At 71.9% G+C, this 6,252-nt stretch carries 7 protein-coding genes; all 7 read left to right on the forward strand.

Features of this window, described 5'->3' with window-relative positions:
- The first annotated feature begins 31 nt into the window (after positions 1–31).
- The gene (gene aroC, locus ACN6LB_RS24825) at positions 32–1,216 is read left to right on the forward strand and encodes a chorismate synthase (RefSeq protein ID WP_445027834.1); all 1,185 of its coding nucleotides are present in this window, start codon (positions 32–34) and stop codon (positions 1,214–1,216) included.
- A 32-nt stretch (positions 1,217–1,248) separates the two neighbouring features.
- Positions 1,249–1,731 (forward strand): shikimate kinase, encoded by a 483-nt coding sequence (locus ACN6LB_RS24830; RefSeq protein ID WP_445027839.1) that lies wholly within the window; start codon positions 1,249–1,251, stop codon positions 1,729–1,731.
- Entirely contained in the window at positions 1,728–2,822 is a 1,095-nt protein-coding gene (gene aroB, locus ACN6LB_RS24835; protein WP_445027835.1) for a 3-dehydroquinate synthase, read from the forward strand. The genes ACN6LB_RS24830 and aroB overlap by 4 nt, the downstream gene beginning before the upstream one ends.
- 186 nt (positions 2,823–3,008) lie before the next feature.
- Positions 3,009–3,860 carry a Pro-rich N-terminal domain-containing protein gene (locus ACN6LB_RS24840; RefSeq protein ID WP_356141814.1) on the forward strand — a complete coding sequence of 284 codons (852 nt, stop codon included), beginning with the start codon at positions 3,009–3,011 and terminating at the stop codon, positions 3,858–3,860.
- A gap of 83 nt (positions 3,861–3,943) precedes the next feature.
- On the forward strand, positions 3,944–5,050 hold the full coding sequence (locus tag ACN6LB_RS24845; RefSeq protein WP_445027836.1) for an aminopeptidase P family protein: 1,107 nt from the start codon (positions 3,944–3,946) through the stop codon (positions 5,048–5,050).
- 61 nt (positions 5,051–5,111) lie between these two features.
- Positions 5,112–5,678, forward strand: a complete 567-nt coding sequence (gene efp, locus ACN6LB_RS24850) for an elongation factor P (RefSeq protein WP_010988257.1) — start codon at positions 5,112–5,114, stop codon at positions 5,676–5,678.
- Between the two features lie 2 nt (positions 5,679–5,680).
- Entirely contained in the window at positions 5,681–6,115 is a 435-nt protein-coding gene (nusB, locus tag ACN6LB_RS24855; protein WP_356141818.1) for a transcription antitermination factor NusB, read from the forward strand.
- Positions 6,116–6,252 lie beyond the last annotated feature (137 nt).

Here is a 6,252-nt window from a genome sequence, read left to right on the forward strand (position 1 = left end):
TACCAGGGCGCGAGCATCATGAGGAGCACCGTTGAGCAGGTTGCGCTGGCTGACCGCGGGGGAGTCCCACGGCCCCGCACTCGTGGCGACGCTGGAGGGTCTTCCCGCCGGCGTGCCGATCACCACGGAGATGGTGGCGGACCACCTGGCCAGGCGTCGTCTTGGTTACGGTCGCGGTGCCCGGATGAAGTTCGAGCGCGACGAGGTCACCTTCCTCGGCGGTGTGCGCCACGGGCTGACCATGGGCTCGCCGATCGCCATCATGGTGGGCAACACCGAGTGGCCCAAGTGGGAGCAGGTCATGGCGGCCGACCCGGTCGCCCCGGAGATCCTCGCCGACCTCGCGCGCAACGCCCCGCTGACCCGCCCGCGCCCCGGCCACGCCGACCTCGCGGGCATGCAGAAGTACGGCTTCGACGAGGCCCGGCCGATCCTGGAGCGCGCGAGTGCCCGGGAGACCGCGGCCCGGGTCGCGCTCGGTGCGGTGGCCCGCTCGTACCTGAAGGAGACCGCGGGCATCGAGATCGTCAGCCATGTGACCGAGCTCGCGTCCGCCAAGGCCCCCTACGGCGTCTACCCCAAGCCCTCCGATGTGGAGAGGCTCGACGCCGACCCGGTGCGCTGCCTGGACGCCGACGCGTCGAAGGCGATGGTCGCGGAGATCGACCAGGCCCACAAGGACGGCGACACCCTCGGCGGTGTGGTCGAGGTGCTGGCGTACGGCGTGCCCGTGGGCCTGGGCTCGCACGTGCACTGGGACCGGCGCCTCGACGCCCGGCTCGCGGCCGCCCTCATGGGCATCCAGGCCATCAAGGGCGTCGAGGTCGGCGACGGCTTCGACCTCGCCCGGGTGCCGGGCTCCAAGGCGCACGACGAGATCGTCCACACCGAGGACGGCATCCGGCGCACCTCCGGCCGCTCCGGCGGCACCGAGGGCGGTCTGACCACCGGTGAACTGCTGCGCGTGCGCGCCGCGATGAAGCCGATCGCGACCGTGCCGCGCGCGCTCGCCACCATCGACGTCGCCACCGGCGAGGCCGCCAAGGCCCACCACCAGCGCTCCGACGTGTGCGCGGTCCCGGCCGCCGGCATCGTCGCCGAGGCCATGGTGGCCCTCGTCCTCGCGGACGCGGTGGCGGAGAAGTTCGGCGGCGACAGCGTGCCCGAGACGCGCCGCAACGTGCGCTCGTACCTCGAGAACCTGGCCATCCGGTGAACGCCGGCCCCCTGCTCGTCCTGGTCGGCCCCATGGGCGTCGGCAAGTCCACGGTGGGCGCCCTGGTCGCCGAGCGGCTCGGCCGCGCCTACCGGGACACGGACGAGGACATCGTGGCCGCCGAGGGCCGCACCATCGCCGACATCTTCGTCGAGGAGGGCGAGGCCGCCTTCCGCGCCGTCGAGAAGCGGGCGGTGCACCGGGCGCTCGCCGAGCACGACGGCGTCCTGGCGCTGGGCGGCGGCGCGATCCTCGACGAGGAGACGCGCGCCGCGCTCGCCGGACACCAGGTGGTCTACCTCTCGATGGAGGTCGAGGAGGCGGTCCAGCGCACCGGCCTGAACGCCGCCCGTCCGCTGCTGGCCGTCAACCCGCGCAGGCAGTGGCGCGAGCTGATGGAGGCCCGCCGCCATCTGTACACCGACGTCGCCCGCGCGGTCGTGGCGACCGACGGCCGTACCCCCGAAGAGGTCGCCCAAGCGGTCCTCGACGCACTGGAGTTGAAGGAAGCATGACCGAGCAGCAGGTGACAAGGATCCAGGTCGGCGGCACGGCGGGCACCGAGCCGTACGAGGTCCTGGTCGGCCGGCAGCTCCTGGGCGAACTCGGTGGACTGATCGGCGAGAAGGCCAAGCGCGTCGCGGTCATCCACCCCGAGGCGCTCGCCGACACCGGTGAGGCGCTCGCCGCGGATCTGGGCGGGCAGGGCTTCGAGACCGTCGCCATCCAGGTGCCGAACGCCGAGGAGGCCAAGACCGCCGAGGTCGCCGCCTACTGCTGGAAGGCTCTCGGCCAGTCCGGCTTCACCCGCACCGACGTCATCGTCGGTGTCGGCGGCGGTGCCACCACCGACCTGGCCGGGTTCGTGGCGGCGACCTGGCTGCGCGGGGTGCGCTGGATCGCCGTCCCCACCACCGTGCTCGCCATGGTGGACGCGGCGGTCGGCGGCAAGACCGGCATCAACACCGCCGAGGGCAAGAACCTCGTCGGCGCCTTCCACCCGCCCGCGGGCGTGCTCTGCGATCTCGCCGCGCTGGACTCGCTGCCGGTCAACGACTACGTGTCCGGGCTGGCCGAGATCATCAAGGCCGGGTTCATCGCCGACCCGGTGATCCTGGAGCTGATCGAGGCCGACCCGGAGGCGGCCCGCACCCCGGCGGGCCCGCACACCGCCGAGCTGATCGAGCGGTCCATCAAGGTCAAGGCCGAGGTCGTCTCCGGTGACCTCAAGGAGTCCGGCCTGCGCGAGATCCTCAACTACGGGCACACCCTCGCGCACGCCATCGAGAAGAACGAGCGCTACAAGTGGCGGCACGGCGCGGCCGTCTCGGTCGGCATGCACTTCGCCGCCGAACTCGGCCGTCTCGCGGGCCGGCTGGACGACGCGACCGCCGACCGCCACCGCACCGTCCTGGAGTCGGTCGGCCTCCCCCTGAGCTACCGCTACGACCAGTGGCCCAAGCTCGTGGAGAACATGAAGGTCGACAAGAAGTCCCGCGGCGACCTGCTGCGCTTCATCGTCCTCGACGGACTCGCCAAGCCGACGGTCCTGGAGGGCCCCGACCCGGCCGTCCTCCTCGCCGCGTACGGCGAAGTGGGCGAGTAGCTACCCTTCGGGTGCACTTCGTCCGATTCGCCTGCGCCCACGGGCACTTCGCGCCGTCCCGGGCCGTTCACACAACGGCGGCCCGGGACGGTACCGTTCGGTAGGGAACGGGGTTCGGGCCCCGCCGCAGGCGACTTGAGCGCCCCGGAGGCGAACGCGCCAGGACACGAGACGGAGTGGCACCGGATGCAGCACGCAGTGGGGGCTCCGCTGCCGCCGCCCCACCAGCCGGGGCAGGGCCCCGCGGCCGGCTGGTCGCCGGCCGCGCAGCACCCGGGACACCCGGGCGCGGCACCCATGACCCCGCCTGCCCCCGGTTTCACCGGCCCGCCGCAGGGCCCCTCGGCGCCTCAGACGCACGCTTCGCAGCACGCGCCCCAGCACCACGCGCCCGTCCCGCCGACACCGGACACCACGGGCCATGTGCAACTGCCGCCGGGCAACCCCGTCCCCCTGCCGAGTCCGGCGCCGGATCTGACGTCCGCCCCGCTCGCGGTTCTGCTCATCGGCCCCGCCGGCGCCGGCAAGACGAGCGTCGCCAAGTACTGGGCGGGCCACCGCCGGGTGCCCACCGCCCACATCAGCCTCGACGACGTACGCGAATGGGTGCGCTCCGGGTTCGCCGACCCGCAGTCCGGATGGAACGACCATTCGGAGGCGCAGTATCGTCTCGCCCGCCGCACCTGCGGCTTCGCCGCACGGAACTTCCTGGCCAACGGCATCTCCTGCATCCTCGACGACGCGGTCTTCCCGGACCGTCCGGTCGTCGGCCTCGGTGGCTGGAAACGGCATGTGGGTCCGGGACTGCTGCCCGTCGTCCTGCTGCCCGGGCTGGAAATCGTCCTGGAGCGCAACGCCGAGCGCTCCGGCAACCGCCGCCTCACCGACGAGGAAGTCGCCCGCATCCACGGCCGGATGGCCGGGTGGTACGGCTCGGGACTTCCCATCATCGACAACTCCCAGCTCGACGTTCCGGCCACCGCCCGGGTCCTGGACGACGTGCTCGCCCGCTCCATCGCGAGCCCGCCCCAGTGGTGAGGCCGTGACCCGGGGGCGCCCGCCCCACCCCGGTCGGCCCCTCTGAACCGGCGATATCCGGCCACCGCTCGTAGGCTCGGGTCATGTCAGAGGTCTACGCGGCCCGCCGGGAGCGGCTGAAGGAGCGCTGTACGGCAGGTGGCAGCGCGACGGCGCTGGTCACCCGCCCGGCCAATGTGCGGTATCTCGCGGGAGCGGCGCCGCACGGCGCCGTGCTCCTGCTGAGCAGGGGTGAAGACCTGCTGTTCTGCTCGCGCCCGCCCAGCGGCGAGGCCGAGGACGGCAGACCCGACGAGGCGCTGCGCGTGCAGGTGCTGCCGGGCCCCGGTGGCGACCCGGCCGTCGCCGCCGCCGATGTCGCCGCGGCCAGGGGCGCCGAGTCCCTCGCCGTCGAGGAGCACCACCTGACCGTGACCCGGCACCGGGCCATCGGTTCGGTGGCACCCCGGCTGCGACTGGGCGACCTCGGCGGTGCGGTCGAGCAGCTGAGGGTCGTCAAGGGCGAGGAGGAGATCGCCTGTCTGCGGATCGGCGCCGAGATCGCCGACCAGGCGCTGGGCGAACTGCTCGAATCCATCCTGGTCGGCCGCACCGAACGCCATCTCGCGCTGGAGCTGGAGCGACGCCTCGTCGACCACGGAGCCGACGGTCCGGCCTTCGCGACCTCCGTCGGCACCGGCCCGAACTCGGGGCGGCGCGGCCACCGGCCCACCGACCGGCGCGTGGAGGAGGGAGATTTCCTCTCCGTCTGCCTCGGGGCCACCTACCGCGGCTACCGCTGCGAGATCGGCCGTACGTTCGTCATCGGCACCTCTCCCGCCGACTGGCAGATCGAGCTGTACGACCTCGTCTTCGCCGCCCAGCGCGCCGGACGCGAGGCGTTGGCCCCGGGCGCCGCCTACCGTGACGTGGACCGCGCCGCCCGCCAGGTCCTCGACTCCGCGGGGTACATGGAAGGCCTCCCTCCGCTGACGGGGCACGGTGTCGGGCTCGAAATCGACGAGGAGCCGCAGCTCGCCCCCGCGGCCATGGGTAAACTGGACGCTTGCGTGCCGGTCACCGTCGAACCGGGGGTTCACATCCCGGGCCGGGGCGGCGTCCGGATCGATGACACGCTCGTCGTCCGCCCCGAGGCGGATGGCGGACCCGAGCTACTCACCATCACGACCAAGGAACTGCTCGCGCTGTAGCTTTCCGAGCTACGCGCGGTGCGCCGGGGTCGTCCACGTCAGTCCAGGAGATTCCGCAACCGTGGCTTCCACGAACGACCTCAAGAACGGCCTGGTGCTCAAGCTCGACGGGGGCCAGCTCTGGTCCGTCGTCGAGTTCCAGCACGTCAAGCCCGGCAAGGGCCCGGCCTTCGTGCGCACCAAGCTGAAGAACGTGCTCTCCGGCAAGGTCGTCGACAAGACGTTCAACGCCGGCGTCAAGGTCGAGACGGCCACGATCGACAAGCGCGACATGCAGTTCTCGTACATGGACGGCGAGTACTTCGTCTTCATGGACATGGACACGTACGACCAGCTGATGGTCGACCGCAAGTCCGTCGGCGACGCCGCCAACTTCCTGATCGAGGGCTTCACGGCCACCGTCGCGCAGCACGAGGGCGAGGTGCTCTTCGTCGAGCTGCCGGCCGCCGTCGAGCTCGTCATCCAGGAGACCGAGCCGGGCGTCCAGGGCGACCGCTCCACCGGGGGCACCAAGCCCGCCACCCTGGAGACCGGCCACCAGATCCAGGTGCCGCTCTTCATCACCACCGGTGAGAAGATCAAGGTCGACACCCGTACGAGCGACTACCTCGGCCGGGTGAACAGCTAACCGTGGCTGCCCGCAACACGGCCCGCAAGCGCGCCTTCCAGATCCTCTTCGAGGGCGACCAGCGCGGCGTGGACGTCCTGACGGTCCTCGCGGACTGGATCCGGCACTCCCGGTCCGACACCCGGCAGCCGCCGGTGAGCGAGTACACGATGCAGCTGGTCGAGGGGTACGCCACCAAGGTGCGCCGGATCGACGACCTCATCGCGCAGTACGCCGTCGGCTGGACGATGGACAGGATGCCGGTCGTCGACCGCAACATCCTGCGCCTCGGTGCCTACGAGCTGATCTGGGTCGACGAGACCCCGGACGCGGTGGTGCTCGACGAGGCGGTGCAGCTGGCGAAGGAGTTCTCCACGGACGACTCACCCTCGTTCGTGAACGGCCTGCTGGGCCGTCTGAAGGACCTCAAGCCGTCGCTGCGCCGCGACGAGGCCTAGTCGGGGCTCGACGTCCGCAGAGTTACGAAAACGCCGGAGGGCCCGCAGCAGGCGTTGCTGCGGGCCCTCCGGCGTTCCGGTACCCAGGAGACCCACGAGGCCCGCAGAAAACCGCCGGGGTGGCCGGAACCATGAGG

The sequence above is a fragment of the Streptomyces sp. SAS_270 genome (assembly GCF_052543295.1).